This window comes from Sphaerisporangium fuscum (assembly GCF_018531465.1).
Classification (GTDB): domain Bacteria; phylum Actinomycetota; class Actinomycetes; order Streptosporangiales; family Streptosporangiaceae; genus Sphaerisporangium; species Sphaerisporangium fuscum.
This window is the reverse complement of record NZ_JAHDTF010000006.1, coordinates 138637-164939: the sequence shown is the minus strand read 5'-3', so window position 1 is coordinate 164939 and position 26303 is coordinate 138637. Positions and strand designations below refer to the sequence as shown.

The window sequence follows — 26303 nt, the reverse complement described above, 5'->3', positions numbered from 1 at the left end:
TGTCATTTGAGCCCTGCGGTGGCGATGCCCTGGACGAAGTAGCGCTGCAGGAAGACGAACAGGGCGAGGATCGGTGTGATGATCAGGACGGCGCCGGCGAGCAGGGTGCCGTAGTCGGTGGAGTACTGGCCGGTGGAATAGAGCGAGAGCGCCACCGGCAGGGTGTACATGGACTCGGACTGGCTGGCCACGATCGGCCACAGGAAGTTGTTCCACGAGCCGAGGAAGGTGAGGATGCCGAGCGTCGCCAGTGCGGGGCCGCAGAGCGGCATCACGATGCGGGTGAAGATCCTCAGCTCCGACGCGCCGTCGATGCGGGCGGCTTCCATCAGGGAGTCGGGGATGTCGAGCATGAACTGGCGCATCAGGAAGACGCCGACGGGCTGGGTGAGGAACGGCAGCACCAGGGCGCCGTAGGTGTTGAGGATCCCGAGCTTGGCGACGATCACGAAGAGGGGAACGAAGGTCACCACGCCGGGCACCATGATGGTCACCAGCACGACGCCGAGGAGGACCCGTTTACCGGCGAAGTCCATCTTGGCGAGGGCGTAACCGACCATGGAGCAGAACAGCAGATTGCCCAGCACCGTGATCACCGCGACGAGGAGACTGTTGGTGAAGTAGGTGCCGAAGTGCAGCTGTGTGAGCCAGCGTGTGAAGTTCCCGGTCGTGGGAGACCGTGGCCACCATGTCGGAGGATCGGCGAAGATCTCGTCCTGCGTCTTGAACGAGCCCAGCACCATCCAGGCGAACGGCATGAGCCACACCGCAAGGCCCGCGGTCAGCGCCGCGTGGCTGAGCGTTCGCGCCGGGGGGAGTCCGCGCCAGGGCCGGGAGCGTGCGGTCGTGCGGGTCATGTGGTTCTCCTGAGCACACGGAACTGCACGACACCGGCCACCGCGATGACGACGAACATGATGTAACTCGCCGCCGACGCCTTGGCGAGGTCGCCGAAGCCGAAGCTGTTGAAGGTGTAGTAGGTCATGGAGAGGGTGGAGCCGAGCGGCCCGCCCTGGGTCATCACGTAGGCCTCCTCGAAGAACTGCAGGTAGCCGACCGAGATGAGGACACCGCCAAGGAGCATCGTGGGGCGCAGCAGCGGGAGCGTGACGCTGCGCAGGCGGCGCCAGGGCCCGGCGCCGTCCATCGCGGTCGCCTCGGTGATCTCGGCCGGGATGCCCTGCAGGCCGGCCAGGAAGATCACCATGAGCGTTCCGGTGTTGCGCCAGGCGGCCATCACGATCAACGACGGCAACGCCCAGGTGGGGCTGTTCAGCCAGTCCGGCCCCTGGATGCCGGCCACCGCCAGGAGCATGTTCAGCAGTCCGTCGCGGGCGAGGATGTAGCGCCAGATGACCGAGACGGCGACGACGCTCGTCACCACCGGCGCGTAGAAGCCGAGGCGGTAGATCGGCCTGAACCGCCGGGTCCCCGAGTTGAGCGCCAGTGCCAGCGCCAGGCCGAGCCCCACGGTGAGGGGGATGCCGACGAGCACGAACAGCGCCGTCACGCGTGCCGCGTGCAGGAACTGCGGGTCGGTGAGCACGTCGGCGTACTGCCGCAGCCCGACGAAGTTCACGTTGAACGGCTTTCGGATGTCCCGGGCGGTCATGTCGGTGAAGGAGAAGCCGAGTGAGCTGAGGATCGGAAGGATCATGAACACCGCGAAGATGACGACGAACGGCGCGGCGAACATCCAGGCGATCATCGTCTGGCGGCGCCGGCGGGCGGAGCCCGGTCCTCCTGCCGGGCGGGGGCGCACGTCGCCGGACGTGCGCGCCCGCCCTGGCGTCGCCAGGAGTGTGGATCTCGGCACGGCTCAGGACTCTCCGATGGCGTCGGCCCGCTGCTGGAGTTCCCGCAGCGCGTCCGCCACCTTCCCGCCGCCCTTGACGATCTTCTCGATCGCGGAGTCGCCGGCGGCGCCGACCTTGTCGAAGGAGACGATCTGCGGTGGCGCCTTGGCGGTCTTGAGCTGCTCACCGAACGCCGCGAGCGTCGGGTCCGAAGCCAGTGCCGGGTCCTGCCACGCGCCGCGCACGGCGGGCAGATCCCCGCTGGCCGCGTACCAGGCCGCCTGGGTCTGGGCCTGACTGAGCCACTGCACCAGCTTCCATGCCGAGTCGGGGTTCTTGGCGGCCTTGAAGACCACCAGGTTCGACCCTCCGACGAACGATGTGGAGCTCTTCTTCGCGGGAAGCGGCGCGGTGGCGTACTTGCTCGCGAACTGCTTGCCGGCGGCCATGGCGATGATGCTGCGCACATAGGGGCCGTCGACCACCATGGGCGTCGTACCGGCCAGGAAGTCCTTCACTTCCGCGGCGGTGGCGGTGTCGACGTTCGGGTCGGCGATGCGCTGGGTGAAGTACGACGCCAGGTACTCGTAGGCCTCGGCGAACCCGGGGTTGTCGAGCGTCCACGCCGACCGGTCGGCGTTCATGAGGTCGGCGCCGTTCGACCACGGCATCCACAGGGTGGACAGGAACGATCCCGTCGTGCCGGCGGGCAGGCGGATGCCCCATTTCGCGCCGGCCTTCTGCTGCATGTCCTTGGCCATCCGCCGCAGTTCGTCCCAGGTGGCGGGGGCCTTCTTCCAGCCGGCCTTCTCCGCCAGATCCGTCCGGTAGTACAGGACGCGGACGTCGACGTACCAGGGGACTTCGAGCAGCCGGCCGCCGATCGTTCCCGTGGAGACGGCCCCGGGGTACATGCCACTGGTGTCGATGGCGTCGGGGACGGGGGCGAAGGCGTCCTTGAAGACCGGCAGGCCGGGCATCATGGCGACGTCTGGAACGTTCCCCGACGCGATGGCGGTCTGGAACTTCTGGTAGGCCGCGTCCCAGGGCACCGCGGTCACCTCGACGGTGACGCCGGGATTGGCGTCCTGGAATTTCTTCACGAAGCCGGGCAGGAGTTTTCCTTCGTTGCCCATGGCCCACATCGTGATCGTGCCCGTCGCCTTCGCCGCGACGGTGGAGGACGGCTGGGCCTGCCCGCCGTCCTCGTCGGTTCGGCCGCACGCCGTGAGCGTCGCCGCCATGGCGAGCATGGCCACGACAGCCCCCGCAGGTCTGTACCGCACGTCCGGTTCCTTCCTTTTTGTCGACCTCCTGCGAGAATCTAAGCGCTTAACAGACACAAAATCTAGTTCTATACGCGATTGAGACCCAACTTGGCCGGGCAGGTCACGCGGCCGATGTCGTCACAGACAGCCGCAGCTGCCGCCGATCACCACTCGCGTCGGCAGCACATAGGACTTCGGGTGTTCGAGCCCCGCCGCGGCGTCGGTGAGGATGCGCACCGCCAGACGGCCCATCGACGCGAACGGCTGACGGACCGTGGTCAGCCGGGGGGCCGACAGGCGCCCGGCGATGATGCCGTCGAAGCCCGTGATCGCGACGTCCTGCGGGACCCGGATGCCATGCCGGGCCAGAAGATCGAGCACGGTGAGCGCGAGCTGGTCGGTGGCGCACACCAGCGCGTCCGGCAGGGCGCCGCAGGCGATCGCCTCCCGCAACGACCGCAGACTGTCGCGGGTGAGCGCCGTGGTGTCGAAAGGCTCCTCGGGGACCGGCAGCCCATGGGCGGCCAGCGCGACCTGGAACCCTCTGAAACGCGCGGCGATGTCGGGGGCGGCCAGCTCCCCCAGGAACGCGACGGACCGATGGCCGTGGTGATCGACCAGGTGGTCGACGAGCTCCCGCACGGCGGTCTCGTTGGCCACGGTGATGTGATGCAGCGAGTCGTCCATCGGCGGGCTGCTGAAGATCACCACGGGAACGCCGCGCCCCACGTGCTCCAGCAGATCGCGCGCCGCGTCCCCCGGGAAGATCGCCAGCCCGTCGACGCTGCCGGCCAGGTCGATGCTGCCCAGAGAGTCGCGGCTCGCCCCCGACCCGAGCATCACCGAACGCCCCAGCCGCCGCGCCTCGAGCTCGAACCCGCGCTGGATCTCATCGACGTACAACGGGAACCGGCGTACGTCGCCCAGGCCGTCGAGCTCGCGCTGGACCAGGGTGTCCAGGTCCGCGGGGGCGGCGCTGAGGTCGGAGGGCAGGAACATGTCGAAGGCGTACAGGCCGAGCGCCTGCGATCGGCCCTTCGCCAGCCCCCGCGCGCTCCCGCTTGGCACGTACCCCAGGACCCGCGCCGCCTGCAAGACCAGCTCACGGGTCTCGGGACGAACCCTTTCCGGCTGCCGGAAGGTGTACGACACCGTCGCGATGGACACGCCCGCCCGCTGGGCGACGTCGTAGACGGTCGTCCTGTTCGCCATCGGGCAACCCACCGCCTCTCCGGACATCTCCCCCGGGGACGATCGTAGCCGCTCGCGTCACCGCCGCCGGGACGGCGTGGGATGGGGAGCGCCTCACGCCGGGCCCCGTCGCCGCACCAGGGGCAGGTACACCTCGTCGACGATCTCGACGAGAACCTCGTCGGGTGCGGTAGGGGCTCCACGCAGGACGAACTCGTTGCGCAACAGGACGATGGCGACGGTGGCGACCCGCGGATGGAGCGCCTGGGGGTCCGCCTCACCGCGCGCGACCGCCCGCCCCAGGAGGGTCAGCCAGGGGGCGGCCGCGGCGTCACCGGACTGGTCCTGCAACCGCGCCAGGAGTTCCGGCGCACCGCCGGCCGCGGCGAACAGCTCGCGCAGGATCGCGCCGAGCGGGGAACTCCAGTGACGGTTGGCCTGGCGCAGCAGTTCAAGGACGTCGCCGCGCAGGCTGCCGGTGTCCGGGAGCGGGACCGTCGTGGCCAGCCGCCGGTAGGCGGCGACGCCGAGCGCCAGGCTGTTCGGCCAGCGGCGGTAGATGGCGTTCTTGTTGGTGCCGGCGCGGGCGGCGACCTTGTCCATGGTCAGCCCGGCGTATCCGGACTCGGTGAGCTCGTCCACCGCGGCCTGCAGGATCGCCTCCTCCAGGGCCGCTCCGCGCCGCCTCGTCTGCCTGGCACCTGGGTGCCGCGCCGGATTCCCCTCCATGGCCCCTTCCCGGGAACGGTACCGATCGTACCTTCCCATTCTGGTTGACATCCCACGAACGACAGCAAGTAGGGTACGGCGCGTACCGTAATGGTCTTCACAGGAGGAAGGGAACCACGTGCGCGCCAAAGGCATCAGCTACGACACCGGCTTCGTCAAGAACGGAGCGATCTCCCGTAAGCGCTTCGACCCGGAGGTGGTCAGGCGCGAGCTGCGCGTCATCCGCGACGACCTGCACTGCGACGCGGTCCGCGTCATGGGCGGCGACCCCGAACGGATCGAGGTGGCGGCCGGGCATGCCGCCGACCTGGGCCTGGAGGTCTGGTTCTCCCCCTACCCCCTCGAACTGGCCGCCGAGGAGATGCTGTCGCTGTTCGCGGACTGCGCCGAACGGGCCGAGCGGCTGAGGCGGCGGGGAGCCGAGGTGGTGTTCGTCACCGGCGCCGAGCTGAGCCTGATGAATCCCGGGTTCCTGCCCGGCGACGGCACCGGGGAGCGGATCGCGTCGCTGACCCGGTCGGATCAGGTGCGCGAGCACATCCAGGAGGCCGGCGCACGCGTCAACGAATTCCTCGGCAGGGCGGTGCCGCTGGTCCGGGAGCGCTTCGGCGGCAAGGTGACCTACGCCTCCGTGCCGCTCGAGCGCGTCGACTGGGCGCTCTTCGACATCATGTCCATGGATCTGTACCGGTCGGCCGAGATCGCCGACCGCTTCGCCGAAGGCGTCCAGGGCCTGGTCGCGCAGGGGAAGCCGGTCGCGATCACCGAGTTCGGCGCGGCCGGCTACCAGGGGGCCGGCGACAGGGGCGCTCTCGGCCTGGAGATCGTCGAGTACGACGACGAGGGCCCTGTCCGGCTGAACGGCGAGTACGCCCGGGACGAGGCCGGTCAGGCCAGGTATGTGCGGGAGCTGCTGGAGGCGTTCGACGCCGGCGGCGTCGACACCACGTTCGTGTTCACCTTCGCGCTGTACGACCACGTGCACCGTCCCGACGGTTCCCCCCGCGAGGACCTGGACCTGGCCAGTTACGGCATCGTCAAGGTCTACGAGGACCGCTTCGGAGTCACCTACCCCGACATGCCCTGGGAACCCAAGGCCGCGTTCGCCGCCCTCGCCGACTTCCACCGGGAGCACTGAGACGGCGACGGCCGCCTCAGCCGGCGATCCGCCCCGCGGACGGCGTGTTCGCGGCGCCCCTGCCGCTGCCGGGGTGATGCTCGTGGGGGGTGCGAGGTGGAGCCGGGTCCACCCTGGATCGGGCAGCAGGCGTCACTGTCATCCGCCTCTGTCTCTGTGAGGCTGGTCCAGCCCGGCCGGGCTTTCGGTGAACACCTCACGAGAGGATCGACGTGGCCGTTCTATCTTTGAGCAGGAGCCTGACCGCGGCGGCGGGCGCGGTGCTGTGCGTGGTCGCCGCCGCGACCGCGGTGCACGCCTCACCCGGACGCGACCCGGCGGCGCTGCAGAGGCGACTGGACCGGATCGTCCGTGAGGACCGGATCCCCGGGATCCTCATCACCGTGACCGAGCCGGGGCCGCACGGCCGCCAGGCGACCCTGCGGGCCGGTACGGGCGACCTGCGGACCGGGCGGCCGGTGCCGCCGGACGGGCGGGTACGGATCGGCTCGGTCACCAAGGCCTTCGTCGCCACGGTCGTCATGCAGCTCGCCGGCGAGGGCGGGATCGGGCTCGACACGCCGGTGGAGCGGTATCTGCCCGGGGTGGTGCGAGGAAGAGGTGGCGACGGGCGGGTCATCACGATCAGGCAGCTGCTCCAGCACACCAGCGGCCTGCCCGATCCCGGGGACCTGCTGCCGCACGACGAGAAGTTCGCGCGGCACCGGTTCGACCACCACGACAGGGACGAGCTGATCCGCCACGCCCTGGGCAAGCGGCCCACGTTCGCCCCGCCCGGGGCGGCCGGGAAATGGTCTTACACCAACACCGGATACCTGCTGCTCGGAATGGTCGTCGAGAAGGTCACCGGGGCCAAGGACTGGCGTGATGAGGTCCGCCGCCGGATCGTCGTGCCCCTCAGGCTCCGCGGGACCTCTCTGCCGCGTCCCGGCTCCTACGGCATCCCGGGGCCGCATCCGCACGGATACATCCGGGTGGCGTCCGGCCTGGCCGACGTGACCGAGCAGGACACCGGCCACCTGGACGCGGCCGGCGGCATGATCTCGACGCCGGGCGACGTCAACCGCTTCTTCACGGCCTTGCTGCGCGGTGAGCTGCTGCGCCCTGCCCAGCTCGCCCAGATGACCCGGATGATCGAGGCCGCGCCGGGCGGGGCGGTGGAACGCTATGGCCTCGGCCTGGAACGCAACGAGCTGTCGTGCGGCGGTTTCGTCGGCCATTCCGGTCAGATGCACGGCTACTCGACGGCCGCGGGGCTCCTGGTCGACCGTGCCGGCCGTCTCGGGCGTGCCGTCACCATGACGATCACCACCGAGCCGCGCGACCTGGAGGAGTTCCACCACCTCATGAAGGTCGTGGACACCGCCCTGTGCGGACCCCGCCCATCACCTGCGGCGAGCTGACGCGGATCCGCGGTGCCGGGCGCCTCGACACCCCTGCGGGCCCGGCGTGCGCGCCGGACGGTCAGGTCCTGGAAGCGGGACCGGGCGGCAGGTGGACCGTCATGATCAGGTGGCAGGTCTCGGTGCCCGAGCCGCGGTAGGTGTGCGGGGTGTCGCCGTCGAACGTGGCGGTCTGCCCGGCGTGGACGACGTGCTCGATGCCGTCGACGACCAGGGTCATCCGGCCGGAGGTGACGCTGACGGTCTCCACGACCCCGGCCCCGTGGGGATGGCTGGGGTATTCCTCGTCCGGTTCCAGTCGCCAGCGCCAGACCTCGACGGGGGCCGGGCCCGATGTCGTGAGCATCAGGCGGGCCTGACCGCCCCGTTCTCCGGTCCACAGTGGTGCCACGGCGTCGGCGGACACGACGCGGACGCGGCCTTCGGGCGGTCCCTGCATCAGGGCGGACACCGAGACGCCGAGGGTGTCGGCCAGCCGGACCAGGGTGGCCAGGTTCGGGTTGCCCTGGGCCTTCTCCAACCCCACCAGGGCACCCTTGCTGACCTGGGCGCGCCGGCTGAGTTCCTCCAGCGACAGTCCGGCGCGGACGCGGGCCGCGCGGACGTTGTGCGCGACCGTCCGCAGGGCTGCGGCCGTCTCGGCCATCTGCTCACCATCCTCGCAGTGGACCATTCGAGTGAACCATTCGGTCATTTGGCTGACTCGGTCGGTCTGTTGTACTGTTTGGTCGTTCTAATGAATGGTAAGGGATGTGGCCGTGATCGCTCTGCTGCTGGCCCTCGGCAGCTCGCTCGCTTACGGATGCGCCGACTTCCTCGGCGGCCTCGGCGCCCGCAGGGCTCACGTGCTGCGTACCGTGATGATCGCCGCCCCCGCCAGTCTCGCGGTCGAGCTGCTGCTGTGGCCGCTGCTCGGCGCCTCGTTCAGCGCCGCGGCCCTCGGCTGGGGCGCCGCCTCGGGGGCCGCCTCGGCCGCCGCGTTCGCCCTGCTCTACCGCACCCTGGCGATCGGCCCGATGAACGTGCTGTCGCCGGTGACCGCGCTGGTGTCGGCCGCGCTGCCCGTCGGCGCGGGACTGCTGCAGGGCGAGCACCTGGCCGCCGCCGGGCTGGCGGGCCTGCCGCTCGCGCTGGTGGCGGTGGTGCTGGTCAGCGCCGGGCTCGGCGCGGGCTCGGCGCGCCCCTCACGTACCGCGCTGCTGCTGGCATTCGGCGCGGGCACCGCCATCGCCCTCCAGCTGATCTTCCTGCACCAGGCGCCGTCCGACAGCGGGGTGGCTCCGCTGATCGTGGGCCGGGCGGTCTCCTCGGCCCTCACCCTGGCCGCGGCGGGGCTGATGCGCCGCAAGCTGGGCTCCGAGCGGCCCGCGTACGCGATGTCGGCGGCCGCAGGAGGGCTGGACTCCGTGGCGAACCTGCTGTTCCTGATCGCCGCCCGCGGCGGGGACCTCGCCGTCGTCGCCGTGATCACGGCCCTCTACCCGGCCGGCACGGTCCTGCTCGCCCGCTGCGTGCTCGCCGAACGCGTCCACCGCGGCCAGCTCGTCGGCCTGGGCGCCGCGGCCGTCGCCGTCGGCCTCCTGGCCCTGGCCTGAGCCAGCCCGCGACCCACCACACCGCCCCACCAAGGAGACAGCATGTTCGTACAGCCCTGGGACGCCGGCCTGGACGAAGCCGAGTGGCGGACCTGGATCGCCGAAGGCCACGACTTCGGGCAGCTCAGCGTCAACGGCCCGCCCGGCCACCCGCCCGTCGTCGTCCCCACCCACTTCACGTGCGACGGACCCGACCTCCTGGTCCACCTCGCCAGGCCCAACCCGGTCTGGAAGGCGATCGAGCGCGACCCGAACGTCGTCCTCACCGTCATCGGCGACTACGCCTTCATCCCCGGCCCCTGGCGCGCCAAGGCCGGCACCCCGCCCCGCGACGGCGTCCCCACCAGCTACTACACCGCCGTCCAGTTCACCTGCCGCGCCGGTATCGTCGACGACCCCGAGGCCAAGGCCGAGCTGCTGCGCCGCCAGCTGGCCCACTTCCAGCCCGGCGGCGACCACGCCCCCGTCGCCGTCGACCAGCCCCCCTACGGCCGGATGCTGTCGGGCATCCGCGGCCTGCGCATGGAGGTCACCGAAGTGCTGGCCAAGTTCAAGTACGACGACCACAAACCCGTCGAGCACCGGACAGATGTCGCCGACCGTCTCACCGCGCGCGGCCAGGGCCTGGACGTCCCCACCGCGCGCCAGCAGCGCCGCCGCCTGGACCGCATCGGCCCCTGGAAGCCCTGACCCGCACCGAAGGAGGCGAGCGGGGGCCGGTGGTCAGGCGGGTGTCTCCCGTAGCACCAGGCACAGGAACCCGAAGACGTCCCGGTAGACGCGCAGCCATTCGGTGCGGCGGGTGGTGGCGGTCGCGAGCACCTGCGGACTGCCGGGGTCGGACGGGTGGTCCAGTGCCCAGGCGGCCAGCGATCCCCAGCAGGCCCACTCGTAGCCGTCCAGCTCCTCGCGGGTGCTGATGTGCCCGTGGACGGGGGTCCATCCGCCGGCGACGACCTGCTCCACGGTCGCCGGCAGGTCGCTGAGGTCTCCCAGCATCTCGGCGGCCTCCGGAGAGGGATCACCCGACCAGAATCCCTCCCCGATCAGGACGCGCCCGCCGGGGGCCAGATGTTCGCGGGCCGCCGCCAGAGTGGGCGCCAGCCCGCCGAAGGCGTGCGTGGCCCCGACGCTGATCACCAGATCGAAAGGGTGCGGGGAGGTGAACGCCGCGGCGTCCTGGTGGTGCAGGACCAGGCGCTCCTGGACGCCGAGGCGGCGCGCCGCCTGGCGAGCATGCGCCAGGGCGTCCTCGGAGGTGTCCACCCCTTCGGCGTGCAGGAGGGGGCGGGTGGCCAGGGCGCGCAGCAGCCACTCCCCGCCGCCGCAGCCGAGGTCGAGCACACGTTCGTCGCCGCGCGGCAGGCCCTGCTCCAGCAGGCGGCTCACCGAGCCGTCGCCGAGCGGGGACTTTATCGGGTGATCGGCATGGGCGATCCTGGAGATCTGTTCACGGTTCACCGGCGCAGTCTGGCAGCGCCCGAAAATCTCGCGCACCTCGTTTTCCCGCGACCCGCGCGGAGTCCCGTCCCTGCTCACCGGGACGGGACTCCGGCCGCCGGTGGTGGCGGGCGTCCCCAGTCCACCGGCGCCGAATTCCGGTTGAAGCTCGCGAACCGCCCGGCCTATGGTGTCCCGCGTGCCTGATCGATCTCTGACGCCGCGCCAGGCCGGAGCGGTCGCCGGCCTTGTGTGGCCGCACGCCACCGTCACCGGCGTCCTCGCCCGGACGGGCGGGCAGCTGAGCGCCGTCTACGAGGTCCGCCACACCGAGTCGCCGGACCCGGTGATCGTGAAGATCTACTCCGAGCAGTGGCGGTGGAAGCTCGCCAAAGAAGTGCACCTCTATCGCGTCCTGAATGACCACGGTGTCGCGGCGGTCCCGACGATCATGCACGCCGAACGGAGCACCGACCTCATCGGCTCCGCTTTCACCATCATGACAAGGCTTCCCGGCCGGCCGCTGTCGGAGGTGGCCGGCGAGCTGGACGGCGGCGAGCTGCGCGGCATCTACCGGCAGATGGGCGAGGCCCTGTCGGCGGTGCACCGAATCGGGCAGGACGCCTACGGCTACCTGACCACCCGCGTCCTTGATCCCGCGCCGGACAACACCACCTACATGAGGCGGCAGTTCGCCAAGAAACTCCGCGAGTTCGGGGAGTACGGCGGCGATCCCGCGCTGCACGACGCGGTCAGGGCGCGCGTCGCCGAGCAGAGCAGGCTGTTCGCACGGTGCGAGAGCCCGTCGCTGTGCCACAACGACTTCCATGAGGGCAACGTCCTGGTGGCGCACGGAGCCGGCGGCTGGACGCTGACCGGATTCGTCGACGTGGAGAACGCCGTCGCCGCCGACCCCCTGCTGGACCTGGCCAAGACCGACTACTACGCGATCCGCGGTGACCGGGCCAAGCTCTCCGGCCTGCTCGACGGCTACGGGCCGTTGCCTCCCGACTGGCCCGAACGCCTGCGTCTCTACCGGCTCTACCACGCCCTCGAACTGTGGGACTGGTTCGCGTCGATCGGCGACACCTCACCCTTGCCCGGCATCGCCGACGACATCCGCACCCTGACCGGCCGATCCTGACGGGCACCGCCGGGCAGAGCCATGAGGTCCCGTTCGGAGGGGGTCGTGACCGGGGGGCCCGCCCATTCCATTACTGTTTAGTAGATGTGTCACGGCTAGATCCAGGGCGTTTCCGGGATGATCAGCTTCAGAGCGTGGCATCACTGCTCCGTCAAAACCCGTGTGACCACCGTGGCGAGCGCCGTCATGGCGCTGCTCTGCGTCTTCGCGACGCTGCTGCTGCTCGCCGCTCCCCAGCCTCCACGCTACGACAGCTCGGCCGCGCTGGCCGGATTCGTCGCCGGTTCGCTCCTGCTGATCGCGGCCACCGCGCTCGGGACGTACTGGATGATGAGCAAGACCTTGCAGCCGGTGCGCGCCATCAGCGGGAAACTGACCACGATCCGGCCCTCCAGCCTGGGCGAGCGGGTCCCGCTGCCGAGCCATGACGACGAGTTCAAGGAGCTCGCGCAGGCCACCAACCAGACGTTGGAGCGGGCCCAGGCGGCCATCCAGGACCAGCTGAGATTCGCCTCGGACACCTCCCACGACCTGCGCAACCCGCTCGCGGCGATGCGCACCGAGATCGAGGAAGCGCTCATGCGGCGGGAGGAGACCGACTGGGAGGAGACCGCCGGCAGGCTGCTGGACTCCCTCGAGCGGCTGCAGGACCTGGTGACCAACCTGCTGGAGATCTCCCGGCTCGACGCGGGGGCCGTCGGCCAGTACGACCTGCTCAACCTCGCCGTCCTGGTGGACGGCGAGCTGGACCACCGGCAGGACAAGGTCAGGGTGGTCAGGAGGTTCAGCAGCGGCGTGATGGTCCACGGGGAGCGGATCGGCCTCACCCGGCTGCTGCACAACCTGATGGACAACGCCGAACGCCACGCCCGCTCCACCGTCATCGTCACCGTCGAGCACCGGGGCGACGCCGCGGTGCTGGAGATCTACGACGACGGGAGCGGGGTGCCGTACGAACAACGGGAGGTCATCTTCGAGCGCTTCGCCCGGCTGCAGGACGCGCTCGTCAAGGACACCGGCGGCAGCGGCCTGGGCCTGCCGATCGCCCGGCAGATCGCCGAAGAGCACGGCGGCACCCTCACCCTCGAGGACAGCCCCTCCGGGGCGCGGTTCGTCGCACGCTTCCCCCGGCCGGCCGCGTTGGCGGCGGGCAGCAGATAGCGGGCGGGCCGAGTGGTGCGGGACCGGCCTCAGCCGTTCTCCTTGGCGATCGCCTCGCGTACGGCGGGGACGATCTCCCCGGCCCAGCGGCCGAGGGTCATCAGGTCGGCGGTGCCCTGACTGCCCGAGAAGAGGATGAAGCCCGACGCGTCGTGCTCCAGCACGGCTCCGGTCAGCTCCTCGACCCACTGGCCGGCCGAACCGCCGATCCAGCGGCCCTCGTGGTCACGGGTGGCGGGCAGTGGCCGGTCGGTGATGCGGCCGGGGAAGTTGTAGATCGTGCGGATCTCGCGCGGGTCGCGGCCCACAGCCGCCGCCGCCTCGTCGATGATCGGCCGTGAGGTCCGGTAGCGCTCGCTCAGCCAGTCGGCCGCGTGGCCGGGGATCCAGCCGTCGGCCACCCGGCCGGTGGCGGCCAGGGATCTCGGCCCGTTCGACCCGGTCCACACCGGCGGCGCGGCCACGGGAGCCGGGTCGATCTGGTGCACCTGGTAGTGGCGGCCCTGGAAGGTGACCGGCGGGCCGCCGCCCGACAGCTTCTTCACCAGGACGATCGCCTCCTCGAAGGCGTCCACGGCGTCGCCCTGCGACAGCCGCGGCACGCCCATGTCGGCGATCCGGTCCCACAACCCGCCCGCGCCCATGCCGAGCACGACGCGGCCGCCGGACAGGGCCGACAGCGACGTCACGGTCCTGGCCAGCATGGGAGCGGGCCGGGTGGGCAGGTTGGTGACGTTGGCGAGGCCGGCGATGTGCTGGGTGCGCCCGAGGATGAAGCCGATGGCGGCGTAGGCGTCCAGCCGTCCGCCGATGTAGGGGTGGTCCGACAGCGAGAACAGGTCGAGCCCGTCGCGGTCGGCCTGCTGAGCCATGCGCAGCAGCTCCGGGGCCTCGTCGATGCCGCTGTGCGCGCCGAAGCCGAAGACGATGTCGTGTCCGGTCAAGGTTCTGCCTTTCCTTTCGAATCTCCTGATCACCAGGCGTACGCCTCGGGTGCGGGTTCGGCCCCGTTGGGCGCGGGCGGCGGGAAGAGCGCCTCCAGCCTGGTCAGCGTAGTGTCGTCGAGCGTGATCTCCTGCGCGCGCAGCGACCCGTCGAGTTGCCCGGCCGTCCGGGGGCCGATGATCGGCCCGGTCACCCCGTCCTGGGCGAGCAGCCACGCCAGTCCGACGTGGGCGGGATCCTCGCCGATGTCGGCGCCAGCGCGTGACTGTCGGCTTCGGAGGTCTCCTGCCCGAAGTTCATGGTGCCCAGCACGAGCCGGGACACCGAAAGGCCGCTGCGGCCGAGGCGGGTGTACCGCATGGTGTGCCTCCTTTCAGGCGGAGCCGAACTGTTCGGTGAAGCGGCCGGTGAACAGGTCGGCCCCCTTGTACTGGACGACCGTCTCGACCGGGACGACGGCCGGGCCGTCGGGGGTGGGCAACTGGCCGACGCCGCCGCGCGAGCCGAGCGGGAGCAGGATCATCGGGTGGGGCAAGGGCTGGTAGGTGGCCGTGGGCCGCTCACCGCGCAGTTGGGCGATGATGTTGCGCGCCACCACCTCGGCGTGCTGCATCGCGTACCCGGCCATCTTGGCCTCGGCGACGTCGGTGATGTCGCCGATCGCGTAGACGTGGTCGTACCCGCGGACGTTGAGCGTCTCGGTGACCGGGACCTGCCCCTGCCGGTTGCGCGTGGTGAGCCGGCCGTCGGCGAGGTAGTCGCTGTTGACGCGCACACCGTGGGCGCGGAACCAGATGTCGGCGGTGATCTCCTCCCCGCCGCCGGTGGTGACGGTGAAGGTCTCGGCCTGGCCGGGCCCGGTGGCCGGCGGCGCGGTCAGCTCGGTGCCCAGCCGCAGGTGGACGCCCAGCTCGTCGAGCTGGCGGTGCAGGTCGTGACGCAGCTCCGGCTCGAACCCGGGCAGCAGCCGCTCGGCCGGGTCGACGACGGTCACCTGCTTGTGCGGCCAGACCTCCTTGATCTCCCCCGCCAGTTCCAGGCCGACCGGCCCGGCGCCGAGGATCAGCACCCGTTCGGCGCCGGCCAGCTCCTTGTGGGTCAGGCGGAGGTCCTCCAGGATCTGCTCGGTGGGGTCGGCGGCGGGCTTGGCCGGGTAGGTGTAGCTGGACCCCGTGGCCAGGACCACATAGCCGGCCTCGATCCGCTCGCCCGAGGCCAGGGTGACGCCACCGGGATCCACCGAGACCGCGCGGTCGCGGATCACGGTTCCCCGGGTCAGGAAGTCGGCGTAGGGGAAGAACATGGTGCTCCCCCAGTCGGGCCGGGCCAGCGCCCGCAGCGACCCCGCCGTGTTGACGAACGCGTCGCGGGGATCGACGAGGACGACCTCGGTCTCGGCGGCCAGCGCCTTGGCGAGCGCCGAACCCCCGTAACCGCCACCGACGACCACCACTGCACGACTCATGATTGCACGCCCCAAACGAAGAAATAGGTTGCAGTTCGTGTCACGAACTATATTGGTTCGTGGCACGAACTGCAACTCCGGTCGCCTGTGTTCAGGGGTGGGCTCGCGTGCCGGGCGGCGAGGACGGCATTCGGGCGCCCTTCAGTTCGCGGGGCGAATTACCTCTCCCTTTGGCTCAGGGCGCTGTCGAGCGGGCCGGCGGGCACGCCCGGACGCGTCCGGCAGCGCTGTCGCCGGCCGCGTCCGGGCGGTCCGTGAGCGACGGGGCCCGCGTTCAGAGGACCTTCTTCGGGTCGGAGTCGGACCAGCGTGCGCGTACGGCTGCCACGACCTTGGCGATCTGGGCGTCGAAAGCCGAGGGTGTTCTCGATGGTGGCCGGCGTCGGACCGACCACGATCAACCCGGCCATGGAACAATCGCCAAGAGGAATCGATCGAGGTGAGAAGGGCGGTGACGATGGAGGCCCGGCAGCTGCTTCCGCGCTGACCCTGCGCACCGCCGCAGGCCCCATCAGGCCTTGAGGTAGGCGAGCACGGCCAGCACACGGCGGTGGCCGTTCTCCGAGGGGGGCAGGCCGAGCTTGTCGAAGATGTTCCTGATGTGCTTGTTGACCGCGCCGTCGCTGAGGACGAGCCGCTGGGCGATCCCCGCGTTGGCGTGCCCCTCGGCCATCAACCCCAGCACCTCCCGCTCGCGTGGCGTGAGGTTGTGCAGCGGGTCGCTGGAGCGCCTGCGCACCAGGAGTTGCGCGATGACCTCGGGGTCGATGACGGTCCCGCCGTCCGCCACCCTGCGCAGGGCGTCGATGAACTCCCCCACCTTGCCGACGCGCTGCTTGAGCAGGTAACCGACACCGCCCACGCCGTCGTGGAGGAGCTCGGCGGCCGTGCTGTCCTCCACGTAGGACGACAGCACCAGCACCGGCAGTCCCGGTCGCCGCCTGCGCGCTTCGACGGCGGCTTTCAAGCCCTCGTCGCGGAAGTCCGGTGGCAGGCGCACGTCCACCACCACGGCGTCGGGAGCGGAACCGCCGATCGCCTCCAGCAGGTCGCCGGCGTTGTCCACGGCGGCCTCCACGGTGATGCCCTCGCTGGTCAGCAGCATGACCAGCCCTTCCCGCAGCAGGGCGTCGTCCTCGGCTATCACAACCCGCATGGCAGCTCCACTCTCAACACGGTCGGCCCGCCCGGCGGGCTGATGAGCAGGGTACGGCCGCTGAAGGCCGCGACTCTCCTGTCGACCCCCGCCAGACCGCCGCCGGGCCTGGCGCGGGCGCCACCGTACCCGTCGTCCTCGACCTCGGCCACCAGCAGGTCGGCCTCGGCGCGCAGCCGCACCTGGGCGCGGGTGGCGCCGCTGTGCTTGGCGAGGTTGGTGAGCGCCTCGGCGACGGCGAAGTAGGCGGCCGTCTCGACCGCGGCGGGCAGTCTGGGGAACGGCTCGACGGTGAGGGTGCAGGGAACGGGAGAGCCGGCGGCCAGGGCGGCGATCGCGCCGTCCAGGCCGCGCTCGGTCAGAACCGGCGGGTGGATGGTGCGTACGACCTGGCGCAGGTGGGTCAGCGCGTCGGAGGCGGCGTCGTGGGCGCGGGCGGCCAGCCGCCTGGCGGGCTCGGGGGCCTCGGCAAGTGAACGCTCCAGCATGCCGAGGTTCATGAGCACCGCGACCAGGCGATTCTGCGTCTCGTCGTGCAGGTCGCGCTCGATGCGCTTGAGCTCCCGTTCGTGGGCCTCCAGAGCGGCGGCGCGGGCGGCGCTCACCGCTGCGAGCCTTACCCTCTTGGGCGGCCGCAGCAGGACGTGGCTGAGCCGCGCGGTGGCCGCCGCGAGCGGGTCGAGCAGTACGACGGCGAGCAGCGTGTAGCCCAGGCCGACGGCGATTCCGCTGAACGCCGCGGGCCAGGAGTCGATGGGGTAGCCGAGCAGGGACGGCTCCGGCACCGCCCACCACCACAGCGGGACGGTGAAGGCGTTGACGGCGAACAGCGGCAGCGCCACGGCGACGTAGCCGCCGGCCGTGCCGATCACGCCGTACACGCCCAGCCAGGCGATGTCGCGGTATGTCGCCGGGTCGGACAGAGCGCTGCGGACCTGCCGCGTCAACGGCCCGTCCAGCGGCCGGTGGCGTGTGGGCAGTGGCACGCCCAGGCGCGTGGCGACCCGTCGCCGCTGCCAGGACGTCAGCGTGCGCGCCCAGACGGTCAGCGGCGGGATCGCGGGCAGCCCCACCCCGAAGGGCGTCAGCGCGGCGACGATGATCACCGCGGCGAAGGTGAACAGCGCGAGGAGACCCAGCCCCAGGCCGACGACCAGGTGCCGGACGGCCCCGCTGGTGGCGACGAGGCGCGGGCGGAGTTGCACATCGCACATTGTGGCGGGTCCTGCCGGGGGTGGTGCCCGCGCCACCTTCGACGCACCCGTTGACGGGCTGTCGGCGCGGGATCGCCCGGCCGTACGTTCTCCGGGTGATCCACAAAGCCACTCACCCCCGGACGGGTCCGCCGTCGGTTTCGCGACATCCAGCAGCCCGCACGGCGGACAAAAGGGGCAGTTCATCACCTCATGTCGGTCGGTTTCGCGCGGTGTGCGATGCCGATTTCGCGATACCAGTCGATCAGGCCGGGTTGGTCGATGCTGCCGGGGTCGAGCACGGTGGCCGGGTCGTCGCCGCGGAGCAGTCGTTTGATCGGGACCTCCAGCTTCTTCCCCGTCCGGGTGTGCGGGATGCCGGGTGCCGAGATGATCTCGTCGGGCACGTGCCGCGGGGAGGCGCGACGGCGGATCGCCTCGGTGATGCGCCGTCGTAATGCCTCGTCGAGGTCGACTCCGTCGGCCGTGGTCACGAACAGCGGCATCCAGTAACCCCCGTCGGGCTGCTCGACGCCGACGACGAGGGCCTCCTCGACCTCGTCGAGCTCCTCGACGGGGCCGTAGATGTCGCTGCTTCCCATGCGCACGCCGTGGCGGTTCAGGGTCGCGTCCGAGCGGCCGTGGACGATCAGCGAACCGTGGCCGGTGATGGTGATCCAGTCGCCGTGGCGCCAGACACCGGGGAACGTGGCGAAGTACGCGGCGCGGTAGCGGGCGCCGTCGGGGTCGTTCCAGAACCGCACCGGCATGGACGGCATAGGACGCCGCACGGCCAGCTCACCGACGGTGTCCCGGACGGGCCGCCCATCGGGCCCCAGAGAGTCGACGGCCACCCCGAGGCAGGGTGCCGACAGCTCGCCCGCCCACACCGGTGTGGTGGGCGCCGCGCCGGCGAAGGCCGTGACCACGTCGGTCCCGCCGCTGCTGGAGACCACTTGTACCCGATGCCCGATCTCGTCGGCGACCCAGCGGTGCAGATCGGCCGGGAACAGCGATCCGGTGACCCCGACCCGCACCAGCGGCCGCAGGTCGTGCTCCCGCAGCCGGACGCCGGCGTCGCGGCATGATGCCAGATAGCCGGGGCTGGTGCCCAGCACTGTGACGCGCAGGCGAGCGGCCAGTCGCCACAACATGTCCGGATGGGGGAAACCGGGGCTGCCGTCGTAGCACACGACGGTCGCTCCTGTCAGGAGAGCGCCGACGAGGAAGTTCCACATCATCCAGCTCGGCGTCGTATGCCAGAGGACGCGGTCTCCCGCACGCAGGTTCAGGTGGAACGCGGATTGTTTCAGGTGCTCGAGGACGACGCCGCCGTGGCCGTGCACCAGTCCCTTGGGACGTCCGGTGGTCCCTGACGAGAACAACACCCACAGCGGGTGGTCGAAAGGAACCTGCACGGGTTCCAGTTCACGGTCGCCGCCGGTGATCGACGACCACGCGATCGCTCCGGGCACCGAGGCCGCGTCATCGGTGACGACCGTGGCGGCCAGGGTCGGCAGCGCGGCGCGCAGGCCCGCTACGTCGTCGCCGCGATCAACGAGGCGGCCGCCGTGCACCGACCGGATCGCGGTGATCAGCACGGTCGGCTCGAGCTGCGCGAACCGCGCCTGCGCGGCCGAACCCACGTAGTCCATGCCGCACACGGCCCAGATCGCCCCAAGGCCGGCAGTGGCCAGAAACGCCACCACCGCCTCCACCGAGTTCGGCAGGTATCCCACCACCCGATCGCCGGGACGCACGCCCAGATCGGTCAGGGCCGCCGCGACCGAGGCGACCTGGCGGCGCAACTCGCCCCAGCCCACCTCGACGGGAGCGCCGTTCTCGGTGATCGCGACCACCGCGGTGTCGGCATCGTTTCGACCGCGGAACACCTCGGCCGCGTAGTTCAGCGTGCTTCCCGGAAACCACACGCTGCCCGGCATCGCCTCGGTCGCCAGCGAGGGTCGCCCCGCCGGGCGGGCAGGCAGTCCGAAGTAGTCCCACACCGCTGACCAGAAGCCGTCGATGTCCCGCACCGACCACTCCCACAGTGTCCGGTACCCGCCCGTAAGATCGCGGCCTGTGCGGGCCGACGCGTACCGCGCGAAATCAGTGATCCGCGCCTGCTTCACCTCATCGGGGGACGGGACCCACAACGGCCGCCCGGTCACGGCGTGTCCTTCGTGGCTGGCTCGACGACCGCGACCGTGGTCTCGACGGCCCTGGCCGCGAGAGCTTCGGACAGTGGCCGCCCCCCGGTGTCGGCGAGGGTGACGAACAGCCTGTCCCCGCCGTCGCCGCAGCACGCGATGGGAAACGCGGAACCGGTGTCGATCGTGGTGATCAGGGTGTTGTCCCGCACCAGGGCAACGGCATGCCCGGTCGTGGTCGCCACCCAGACTCCGTGGGGTGTCGCCCAGATTCCGTCAGGGCGGGCGTCGACACCCACCAGACCGGCGATGTCGGCATAGAGACGCCGGTCGCCGAGCGTGCCGTCGGAATCGACGGTGAAGGCCGTCAGCCGTTGCGCGCTGGTTTCGGCGACGATCAGTGTGCGGCCGTCGTCGAGGAAGGCGAGACCGTTGGGGAACTCGATGCCCTCGGCGACGACGGTTACCGAGCCGTCGGTGGCGGCCCGCAGCAGCCGGCCTGGCCGGGGTGGTTCGCCGGCGTGCGCGGCGAAGCCGACGTCGTCGACGTACAGGTTGCCCTGCCGGTCACCGACGAGGTCCCCGAGCGGGCCGGTGGCCAGGGCGCTGAGGTCGGCGTACGTCGTGAACCGCTCACCGGTCCAGACGCCGATGCGCTTCTCGTGCATCATGGCCGCGGTGAGCCGGCCGTCGGGCAGGAACCACAACCCGTTGGAGGGTGAGTCCAGGTCCCTGGCTTTCCAGCTTCCGTCGTGGTCCGTCCACAGCTTGCCGCCCTGGGTGTCGGACAGCCACAACGCCCCGTGGTGCCAGCGTGGTCCTTCGCCCCAGGTCATTCCGGTGGCGTACTGCTTCATGCGCTCACGTCCTGGGTCGACATGATCCGGAACAGATCCTTGGTCGCCGTCTCCAGTTCCGCCGTGTCACCGGCGAGGGCGAACGTGTAGCGGTCGGGGCGGATGATGGCCGCGGTCGCCGAGTTCGTGGCCAGCCAATCGTCGACGTGCGGGCCGGTGTCCGTGACGACCACGACGCCGAGCCGCCGCCACAGGTTCGCGACCTCGGGCGACACGGCCGCGGTCACGGCCCGCCTGCCGACGACGGCGAAGTTGTATCCGGTGGCGTCATCGAGTTTCGCGCCGTCGGCGGCACGGGGCTGGGGGCTCAGCAGGCCCACCGCCCCGTGCGGCCGCTCGGCGATCCCGGGCCCCAGGGGCGGCCGAAGTGGCGCGAGGGTCCGGGGTCCGGCCGGTTCCGGGCGGGTCTCGTCGGTTCCGAAGGATTCGATGAGATTGGATTGGCGCGCTGATTCGACGATGTACGGGCGGACGTGCGCGGCGCGCTCGCTTTCGTAGGTGTCGAGCAGGCTGTCGGCGCTGGTGCCCTGGACGACGGCGGCGAGTTTCCATGCAAGGTTCGCCGCGTCCCGGAGTCCGGAGCACATGCCTTGTCCGAGCATCGGTGGCATCTCGTGCGCGGCGTCGCCGGCGAGGAGCAGTCTTCCTGATCGCCAGCCGTGCGCGAGCCGGGCGTGCCACTCGTAGGTGTCGGTTCGCATGATGCGGTAGCTGCCGGGTTCGATCCAGCGGCTGAGCTCGTCGTACACCGCCTGCGGGCGTTCGAGTTCGGCGGCGTCGTCCCCGTCGAGCAGCATGAATTCGAACCGCAGCATCGGCGGGAAGATCGGCACGTACGTGACGGGGCGCCGTCCCTGGCACAGGATGAAGCCGGTTGCCGGGGGGAGCGCCGGGGGGTGCCGGAAAGGATGGATGTCGACGATGAGCGAGCGCTGCGTGCCCCGCAGGTCCTCGAGGTCGGCGCCCATCACCTGCCTGACGAACGAGTTGGCGCCGTCGCAACCCACGGCGTAGGCCGCCTTCATCGCGGTCACCCGGTTGGTCGTACGGTCCACCAGCGTGAGGTTCACCGCGCTGGAGTCCTGGTCGATCGCCGTGACCGTCCAGCCGAACCACAAATCCACGTGCGGGTCGCTCGCGAGCAGACCGCGTAGCCGGGACTCGAAGTCAGGTTGATGGAACTGGTAGTCGGTACGCCACCCCTGGCCGGCTTCCTCGACGGGCATGGCGAACTCGAGGAACGGCGCTCCGTCCGGCCGGTGCAGGGTCCATCCGGTCTGACGCAAAAACCTCTGCTCCATGTCGGCCGCGCCCAGGGTCTGCAGGGTGCGCATGGTTTCGTCGTCGAGGTGGGTCGCCCGCGGATGGTGGCAGACGATCCGGTTCGGATCGATCGCGGCGACCCGGAGCCCCTTCATGCTCAGCAGTCGCGCGAGGGCCAGACCAACCGGTCCGCAGCCCACGATGGCGACGTCGTAGGTGTCCATGCCTGTCTCTCTCATCGTGCCGGTCCGGCCGGCTCTTCGGCCGGTCGCATGACATGGGGCTCCCCCTGGTGCGGTGAGAGCCTTCTTGACGCATCGGCCAGGGCGAGAACCGCGCCGAGGAGCGCCGGTATCGCGAAGAGAACGAAGTTCCATCGCGGCGCGAGACCGGCGGCGAGTATCAAGCCGCCCAGGGTCGGGCCGGCGATCGCGCCGATCCGTCCTATTCCCAGCGCGACGCCTACCGCACTGGCCCGGGCGTGTACCGGGTAAGTGCGCGAGATGTCCACGTTGAGGAGCCCTTGAACGCCGATCGCGCCCGCGCCGCCGATCATCACTATCGGGTAGAGAACGGCCGGTGACGACTTGATGCTCAAGGCGGCAATGGCGCCCGCGGCGACGATGAAACACGCGATGATGGGTCTTTTCGATCCGGCGCGGTCGGCGAGTACCGCCATGGCGAGCCCCCCGACGGTCGCGCCGAGATTGAGCAGCATGAGGAAGGTCAACGAGGAACCCAGGGGATACTCCGCCGCCCGCATCAACTGCGGCAACCAGGTGTTCATCCCGAAGATGAGCACGAATGAGCAGGTCACCATGCCGCAGAACAGCGCTGTCGTTCCCGCGTACGGTGGCCGCAGCACAACACGCATTCCGCCGTCCCGAGGCCCGCTCCGCACGTGGGAGGATTCGCCGCGGTATGCCGGTGATTCGGGCAGCCAGATGTACGTCATCGCCAACAGCAGCAGCCCGGCGCCACCGCCGATGAGGTACTCCAGCCGGAAATCATGTCCGCGCAGGAAGACGTCGGCCGCCAGGGCGGCCACCGATCCACCTACCGTGACGCCGCACTGCACGATCGCCGAGCACAGGTTCTTCCGCGCCGCCGGTGCGAGCTCGAAGATCAGCGGTGCCATCGCGGGGAAGATCGCGCCCACCCCCAGTCCGACGACGAGCCGGCCGGCACCGAACATCTGCGGGTCGAGGGCGAACGCGCACGTGAACATTCCCAGCGAGACGACCACAAGGCTGACCAGCGTCGTTCGCCGTCGTCCGTATCGATCGGTGAGCTGCCCGACCAGCAGGGCGCCGAACAGCATTCCGGCGGGTGTGAGACCGCCCAGCGCACCCAGCGCCGGAAGAGAAAGGCCCCACGGCTTGTATTGAAGCAACATCGGTGCCGTCGCGCCGAAGGCGACGAGGTCGTAGCCTTCCAGTGTCATGACGGCCAGCCCGATCGCCATGGCCTTCCATGGCAGAGAAGACATTGCCCCCGGTGATACGTCGGCGCCCACGCCCGGTTGTGGTGTGCTCACGCACGGACTCCTTTGCCCATCGCCGTCACGGCTTCCGCCGCGACGGCCTACATTCGCGGCGGATCGGGTCGGCTGTGCAGGTGCAGCACCCGTTCGGCATTGCTGTGACCGATCTTCGCGCGGTCGGTGTCGCTAATCGGCGCCTGTTCGAGGAACCGGACGGCCTCAGCGGTGTCTTCGAAGGGGTAGTCGACGGCGAACATGATGGCGTCGGCGCCGATCGCCAGGACCGCGCCGGCGAGAGCGGCAGGAGAACACACGCCGCTGGTGGTGATCAGGATGTTGCCGCCGAAGTACTCCGACGGCTTGCGGGCAAGTGGCTGGTGTGCCTGCCGGGCGTACCGCGAGTCGAGCCGCGCGAGCTGAAAGGGCAGGAATTCGCCCAGGTGACCGAGGATCACCGTGGCCCGTGGATGCCGGTCGAAGACCCCGCCGAAGATGAGCCGGAGGGCGTGCCCGCCCGTCTCGGCGGCCCAGCTCCACAAGGGACCTTGCAACTCGGGGCGGCCCGCGAGCACCCGCCATGTCTCGGTCGGCGGGGCGCCCGGGTGGAGGTACAGCGGCACGTCCAGGTCCTCCAGGGCGGCCCACACCGGTTCGTAGCGCGGGTCGTCGAGATAGCTGCCCGCGGTGTGGTCGTTGACGAGTGCGCCGCTGAGCCCGAGTGAGCCGACGGCGCGGTGGAGTTCCGCGACGGCGGCCTCGGGGTCCTGGAGCGGCAGCGCGGCCAGGCCGCGGAACCGGGCCGGGTGGGCGGCGATCACGTCGGCCAGGTGGTCGTTGGCCACGCGGGCGTCGGTGATCGCCTGCCGGGCGTCGGTCAAGCACTGGACACCGGGGGCGGTCAGCGAGAGCACCTGGATGTCGATGCCGTGCTCGTCCATGTCGGGCAGCCGGTGTCTCGTGTAGTCACACAGCCGTGCCGCCCAGTGCTCGACCCAGTGGGCGGCGGTCGCCGTCCTGGGCACCGGGTAGCCGGCCTGCAGTTGGGGGATGGCGAAGGCTTCTTCCATGGCGATGAGGCGCAAAGCACGTGCCTTTCTGCCGGAGCCGTACATGTCGGCGGCTCTCAGCTGCCTTCCGCGTGCGCGCCTGTCATGTGCGCAGCCAGGTCTTCGGGGTTGATGAACGACGGAGGGGGCGGTGGCCCCCATTCGTAGAGCGCCCGGACGCCCTCGAACGAGCGCGGCGTCCAGAGCTGGTCATCGACGATGGCGTCCATGTCGGAGTAGTACTCGGAGAAGTTCCCGGCGGGATCCTTGAGGTACCAGAAGAAGTTCGACCCGATGTGGTGCCGGCCCAGTCCCCACACGTGGCGTTCCGGGTGCTCGGCGAGCATGCTCATGGCCCCGCGACCGACATCGTCCACATCCGCGACCTGCCAGGAGGTGTGGTGCAGGAAGTTGATCGGCGCCTGCTGCACCAGCAGGTTGTGGTGATCGGTGGAACATCGCAGGAACGCGGCCCTGCCAGTGACGACGTCGCTGACCTTGAACCCGACTCCTTCGGTGAAGAACCGCTGGGTCGACTCCTGGTCGACGGTCCCGATGACGACATGTCCCAGCGCGAGCGGCCTCACGGGGTCGGCTCTGGACAGCACGGGCGCCCGGGTGTCGGGCCGGTCCAGCCGGCCGGGGCCGTTGTACGGGGTGGCCGCCACCGTGGCGCGCGTCGACCGAGGCTCGACGGTGGCTTCGAACTCGATGTCCGCGACCGGCTCCCGCGCGCGCAGGGTGGTTCCGTCCCACTGAACGGGTACCTCCAGCCTCGTCAGGTTCGCGGCGATGCGGCCGAGGTCATCGGTGTCGTCGACGGCGATCGTCATGCCCAGCAGGCGCCGCACCCGCGAAGGCTTGAGCATGAACTGCTCGCCACCCTCGACCGTGGCGAACCTGCCCGGTGCGACCTGTTCCAGCCCGAAGTCGACGTAGTAGTCGGCTGTCCTGGCGACGTCGGGCACGCCGACCGTCAGCGACTTCAGCCTGTGCAATGCCATGGAACCGCTCCTCTCATGCCGCGACGCATGTCTGCCGGAGTTGCCCGATGCCCTCGATCCGGGTGACCACCTGATCGCCAGGGCGCAGGTAACGCCGCGGGGTACGGGCGTGCCCGACGCCCGCGGGCGTACCGGTGAAGATCAGGTCGCCGGGGAGCAGCGGGCACACCGCCGAAAGCCGGGCGATCAGCTCGGCGACCGGGAAGACCATGGACGACGTACGTGATTTCTGCACGCTTTCGCCGTTGACCAGGCATTCGATGGCGAGATCGTCAGGGTCGGCGAACTCGTCCACGGTCACCAGGACCGGCCCGGTCGGCGCGAAACCCGGAAACGACTTGCCCAGCGAGAACTGAGGGACCGGTCCAACGGACTGCACGACTCGCTCGGAGTAGTCCTGTCCCACGGTCAATCCCGCCACATGGCGCCAGGCGTCCTCGGCTGCGATCTTGTCCGCCCGCCTGCCGATCACGGCCACGAGCTCCGCTTCCCAGTCGACGAACGCGCTGGGCAGCCTCAGCTGAGTGTCCGGGCCCGTGATCGAGGTGACGAACTTGGTGAAGGTGGCCGGCGACTCCGGAAGCGCGAGCCCGGCTTCTTCCGCGTGGTCGCGGTAGTTCAACCCGATGGCGAACACCTGTCGCGGCGTGGGCGCGGGGCTCCCGGTCGGCCCCGCGGGCGCGGCCGGTCCGTCGGGCGCCCCCCTTGCCCACTCCACGAACTCGGGCCAGCGCTCGAAGACCGCGAGCGGATCGGCCGGGAACCTGCCGGCGCTCGCTCGCGCAACGTCGATCACGCTGTCGCCCGACACCAGGCACATTCGGCCTGACCGCGTCGTCGTTCTCATTGTCGGCGTCCGTCCTCACTTCCGATGTG

The 26303-nt window shown here is 70.5% G+C and carries 26 protein-coding genes; 6 read left to right on the top strand and 20 right to left on the bottom strand.

The annotated features are described in order from the left end of the window. Positions 1-2: 2 nt before the first annotated feature. The 5 genes from KIK05_RS09825 to KIK05_RS09805 form a co-directional block, all read right to left on the bottom strand. Positions 3-857: a carbohydrate ABC transporter permease gene (locus KIK05_RS09825; RefSeq protein ID WP_214410290.1), complete on the bottom strand. Its 855-nt coding sequence runs from the start codon at positions 855-857 to the stop codon at positions 3-5. Then, the gene (locus tag KIK05_RS09820) at positions 854-1816 is read right to left on the bottom strand and encodes a carbohydrate ABC transporter permease (RefSeq protein ID WP_214410289.1); all 963 of its coding nucleotides are present in this window, start codon (positions 1814-1816) and stop codon (positions 854-856) included. The genes KIK05_RS09825 and KIK05_RS09820 overlap by 4 nt, the downstream gene beginning before the upstream one ends. Before the next feature lie 3 nt (positions 1817-1819). Next, a complete protein-coding gene (locus KIK05_RS09815) occupies positions 1820-3082 on the bottom strand; it encodes an extracellular solute-binding protein (RefSeq protein WP_214410288.1) in 1263 nt (420 codons plus the stop codon). 120 nt (positions 3083-3202) lie between these two features. Next, positions 3203-4276, bottom strand: coding sequence for a LacI family DNA-binding transcriptional regulator (locus tag KIK05_RS09810; RefSeq protein ID WP_214410287.1), 1074 nt, complete (start codon positions 4274-4276; stop codon positions 3203-3205). A 93-nt stretch (positions 4277-4369) separates the two neighbouring features. Next, complete coding sequence (locus tag KIK05_RS09805) at positions 4370-4984, bottom strand: TetR/AcrR family transcriptional regulator (RefSeq protein WP_214410286.1); 615 nt, start codon at positions 4982-4984, stop codon at positions 4370-4372. A 118-nt stretch (positions 4985-5102) separates the two neighbouring features. Here KIK05_RS09805 and KIK05_RS09800 point away from each other — a divergent pair, with 118 nt between their 5' ends. Both KIK05_RS09800 and KIK05_RS09795 read left to right on the top strand, forming a co-directional pair. Beyond that, positions 5103-6122 (top strand): glycoside hydrolase family 113 protein, encoded by a 1020-nt coding sequence (locus KIK05_RS09800; RefSeq protein ID WP_250562516.1) that lies wholly within the window; start codon positions 5103-5105, stop codon positions 6120-6122. 212 nt (positions 6123-6334) lie between these two features. After that, positions 6335-7525 (top strand): serine hydrolase domain-containing protein, encoded by a 1191-nt coding sequence (locus KIK05_RS09795; protein ID WP_214410285.1) that lies wholly within the window; start codon positions 6335-6337, stop codon positions 7523-7525. A gap of 61 nt (positions 7526-7586) precedes the next feature. On the opposite strand, the gene KIK05_RS09790 is transcribed toward KIK05_RS09795, so the two are convergent. Further along, on the bottom strand, positions 7587-8171 hold the full coding sequence (locus KIK05_RS09790; RefSeq protein WP_214410284.1) for a helix-turn-helix domain-containing protein: 585 nt from the start codon (positions 8169-8171) through the stop codon (positions 7587-7589). 112 nt (positions 8172-8283) lie between these two features. On the opposite strand from KIK05_RS09790, the gene KIK05_RS09785 reads away from it, so the two are divergent. Together KIK05_RS09785 and KIK05_RS09780 are read left to right on the top strand one after the other, a co-directional pair. Further along, a complete protein-coding gene (locus KIK05_RS09785) occupies positions 8284-9120 on the top strand; it encodes an EamA family transporter (RefSeq protein ID WP_214410283.1) in 837 nt (278 codons plus the stop codon). A gap of 42 nt (positions 9121-9162) precedes the next feature. After that, on the top strand, positions 9163-9810 hold the full coding sequence (locus KIK05_RS09780; protein WP_214410282.1) for an FMN-binding negative transcriptional regulator: 648 nt from the start codon (positions 9163-9165) through the stop codon (positions 9808-9810). Positions 9811-9843: 33 nt separating this feature from the next. On the opposite strand, the gene KIK05_RS09775 is transcribed toward KIK05_RS09780, so the two are convergent. Beyond that, positions 9844-10581, bottom strand: coding sequence for an SAM-dependent methyltransferase (locus tag KIK05_RS09775; protein ID WP_214410281.1), 738 nt, complete (start codon positions 10579-10581; stop codon positions 9844-9846). Positions 10582-10759: 178 nt separating this feature from the next. On the opposite strand from KIK05_RS09775, the gene KIK05_RS09770 reads away from it, so the two are divergent. Next, entirely contained in the window at positions 10760-11704 is a 945-nt protein-coding gene (locus KIK05_RS09770) for a phosphotransferase family protein (protein ID WP_214410280.1), read from the top strand. A gap of 162 nt (positions 11705-11866) precedes the next feature. Continuing rightward, a complete protein-coding gene (locus tag KIK05_RS46745; protein ID WP_214410279.1) occupies positions 11867-12865 on the top strand; it encodes a sensor histidine kinase in 999 nt (332 codons plus the stop codon). A gap of 29 nt (positions 12866-12894) precedes the next feature. Here the strand turns inward: KIK05_RS46745 and KIK05_RS09760 are convergent, their stop codons facing one another. The 13 genes from KIK05_RS09760 to KIK05_RS09700 all read right to left on the bottom strand — a co-directional run bounded on the left by KIK05_RS09760 (position 12895) and on the right by KIK05_RS09700 (position 26223). Further along, positions 12895-13809 (bottom strand): LLM class flavin-dependent oxidoreductase, encoded by a 915-nt coding sequence (locus tag KIK05_RS09760; protein ID WP_214410278.1) that lies wholly within the window; start codon positions 13807-13809, stop codon positions 12895-12897. Between the two features lie 29 nt (positions 13810-13838). Continuing rightward, positions 13839-14021 carry a hypothetical protein gene (locus tag KIK05_RS09755; protein ID WP_250562565.1) on the bottom strand — a complete coding sequence of 61 codons (183 nt, stop codon included), beginning with the start codon at positions 14019-14021 and terminating at the stop codon, positions 13839-13841. Beyond that, positions 14000-14170 (bottom strand): hypothetical protein, encoded by a 171-nt coding sequence (locus KIK05_RS09750; RefSeq protein WP_214410277.1) that lies wholly within the window; start codon positions 14168-14170, stop codon positions 14000-14002. Before KIK05_RS09750 ends, KIK05_RS09755 begins: the two co-directional genes overlap by 22 nt. Positions 14171-14183: 13 nt before the next feature. Continuing rightward, a complete protein-coding gene (locus KIK05_RS09745; RefSeq protein WP_214410276.1) occupies positions 14184-15275 on the bottom strand; it encodes an NAD(P)/FAD-dependent oxidoreductase in 1092 nt (363 codons plus the stop codon). A 511-nt stretch (positions 15276-15786) separates the two neighbouring features. Further along, complete coding sequence (locus tag KIK05_RS09740; RefSeq protein ID WP_214410275.1) at positions 15787-16431, bottom strand: response regulator transcription factor; 645 nt, start codon at positions 16429-16431, stop codon at positions 15787-15789. After that, entirely contained in the window at positions 16419-17636 is a 1218-nt protein-coding gene (locus KIK05_RS09735) for a sensor histidine kinase (protein ID WP_214410274.1), read from the bottom strand. Before KIK05_RS09735 ends, KIK05_RS09740 begins: the two co-directional genes overlap by 13 nt. Before the next feature lie 194 nt (positions 17637-17830). Beyond that, positions 17831-19795 carry an acetoacetate--CoA ligase gene (locus KIK05_RS09730; protein WP_214410273.1) on the bottom strand — a complete coding sequence of 655 codons (1965 nt, stop codon included), beginning with the start codon at positions 19793-19795 and terminating at the stop codon, positions 17831-17833. Then, a complete protein-coding gene (locus tag KIK05_RS09725; RefSeq protein ID WP_214410272.1) occupies positions 19792-20631 on the bottom strand; it encodes an SMP-30/gluconolactonase/LRE family protein in 840 nt (279 codons plus the stop codon). The genes KIK05_RS09730 and KIK05_RS09725 overlap by 4 nt, the downstream gene beginning before the upstream one ends. Beyond that, on the bottom strand, positions 20628-22118 hold the full coding sequence (locus KIK05_RS09720) for a bifunctional 3-(3-hydroxy-phenyl)propionate/3-hydroxycinnamic acid hydroxylase (RefSeq protein ID WP_214410271.1): 1491 nt from the start codon (positions 22116-22118) through the stop codon (positions 20628-20630). Before KIK05_RS09720 ends, KIK05_RS09725 begins: the two co-directional genes overlap by 4 nt. An 11-nt stretch (positions 22119-22129) precedes the next feature. Next, on the bottom strand, positions 22130-23359 hold the full coding sequence (locus KIK05_RS09715; protein WP_214410270.1) for an MFS transporter: 1230 nt from the start codon (positions 23357-23359) through the stop codon (positions 22130-22132). A 119-nt stretch (positions 23360-23478) separates the two neighbouring features. Next, a complete protein-coding gene (locus tag KIK05_RS09710) occupies positions 23479-24444 on the bottom strand; it encodes an amidohydrolase family protein (protein WP_214410269.1) in 966 nt (321 codons plus the stop codon). A gap of 56 nt (positions 24445-24500) precedes the next feature. Further along, entirely contained in the window at positions 24501-25427 is a 927-nt protein-coding gene (locus KIK05_RS09705) for a VOC family protein (protein ID WP_214410268.1), read from the bottom strand. 13 nt (positions 25428-25440) lie between these two features. Further along, on the bottom strand, positions 25441-26223 hold the full coding sequence (locus tag KIK05_RS09700) for a fumarylacetoacetate hydrolase family protein (RefSeq protein WP_308249839.1): 783 nt from the start codon (positions 26221-26223) through the stop codon (positions 25441-25443). Positions 26224-26303 lie beyond the last annotated feature (80 nt).